Consider the following 1,383-nt stretch of genomic DNA (forward strand, 5'->3'; position numbering starts at 1 on the left):
CCGAAGATCTGGGTGCCGAACGAGGTGCCTTCGGTGTAGAAGGGAACCGCCAGCGTGCCCCAGAACCCTGCGACCAGGTGCACCGGGATGGCGCCGACCACGTCGTCGATCTTGAGCTTGTCGAGCATCGGCACGGTCAGCACCACGATGATACCACCCACGGCACCGATCCAGAGCGCGCCGAACAGCGACGGGTCAAGCGGGCCCGCGGTGATCGACACGAGGCCAGCCAGCGCCCCGTTCAGCACCATGGTCAGGTCGACCTTGCCATACATCACCTGCGTCAGGATCAGGGCGGCGATGGCACCGGCTGCGGCAGCCATGTTGGTGTTGGCAAAGATGCGCGACACGTCGGCCACGTCACCCACGGTACCCATCGCAAGCTGCGAGCCACCGTTGAAGCCGAACCAACCCAGCCACAGGATGAACGTGCCCAGCGTGGCAAGCGCAAGGTTGGAACCCGGCATCGGATTGACCTTGCCATCCTTGCCGAACTTGCCGATCCGCGGCCCGAGGATGAGCGCACCGGCAAGGGCTGCGAAACCGCCTGCGGCATGCACCAGCGTGGAGCCTGCAAAGTCAGAGAAGCCAGCGTTGGACAACCAGCCGCCGCCCCACTGCCAGGACGCTTCGATCGGGTAGATGAAGCCGGTCAGAACGACGACAAAGGCGAGGAAGGGCCACAGCTTGATGCGTTCGGCCAAGGTGCCCGACACGATCGACGCGGTTGTGGCGCAGAACATCAGCTGAAAGAAGAAGTCGGACCCGACCGAGGCGTAATCCAGCGCGGTATCGGCGGGCGACACGCCAACCGGCTCCAACGAGGTGATGGAGAAGAACGGCCCGAGCCAGCCTTCGATCAGCCAGCCATCGCCGGGATACATGATGTTGAAGCCGACCAGCCAATACATGACCGATGCGATGGAAAACAGCGCGATGTTCTTGGTCAGCTGCATCGCCACGTTCTTGGACCGCACGAGGCCAGCCTCGAGCATGGCGAAACCTGCGGCCATCCAGAACACCAGGAAGCCGCCGATCAGGAACAGCAGCGTGGTGAGGATGTAGGAGGTGTGTTCAGCCGGGGTTCCGGCCACAACCTCTTCGGCATCCTGGGCAAGGCCCAGGCCGGGCAGCAGGGCGGCAGTCGCCACGGCAGCCAGAGGAAACAGATACTTGGTGTTCATCTCGAAAATGTCCTTTTCGTCGAAAGGGCGCGCGGGTCAGACCGCGTCGTCGTTGGTCTCGCCAGTGCGGACGCGCACGGCGCTTTCCACATCGAGAACGAAGATCTTGCCGTCACCGATCTTGTCGGTCTTGGCCGTGGTCTGGATGGTTTCCACGACCTGGTCGGCCATGCCGTCCGAGACAACGATCTCGAGCTTC

Annotated in this window: 2 protein-coding genes; both read right to left on the minus strand. The window is 63.1% G+C overall.

The annotated features are described in order from the left end of the window. On the minus strand, positions 1-1,184 hold a 1,184-nt coding region (locus KG698_RS15275; RefSeq protein ID WP_213686397.1), incomplete at its 3' end, for an ammonium transporter. A gap of 36 nt (positions 1,185-1,220) precedes the next feature. Then, a partial coding sequence (locus KG698_RS15280) for a P-II family nitrogen regulator (RefSeq protein WP_213686398.1) occupies positions 1,221-1,383 on the minus strand: 163 nt, incomplete at its 5' end.

Source organism: Roseicyclus sp. (genome assembly GCF_018402035.1).
Lineage (GTDB): Bacteria > Pseudomonadota > Alphaproteobacteria > Rhodobacterales > Rhodobacteraceae > Roseicyclus.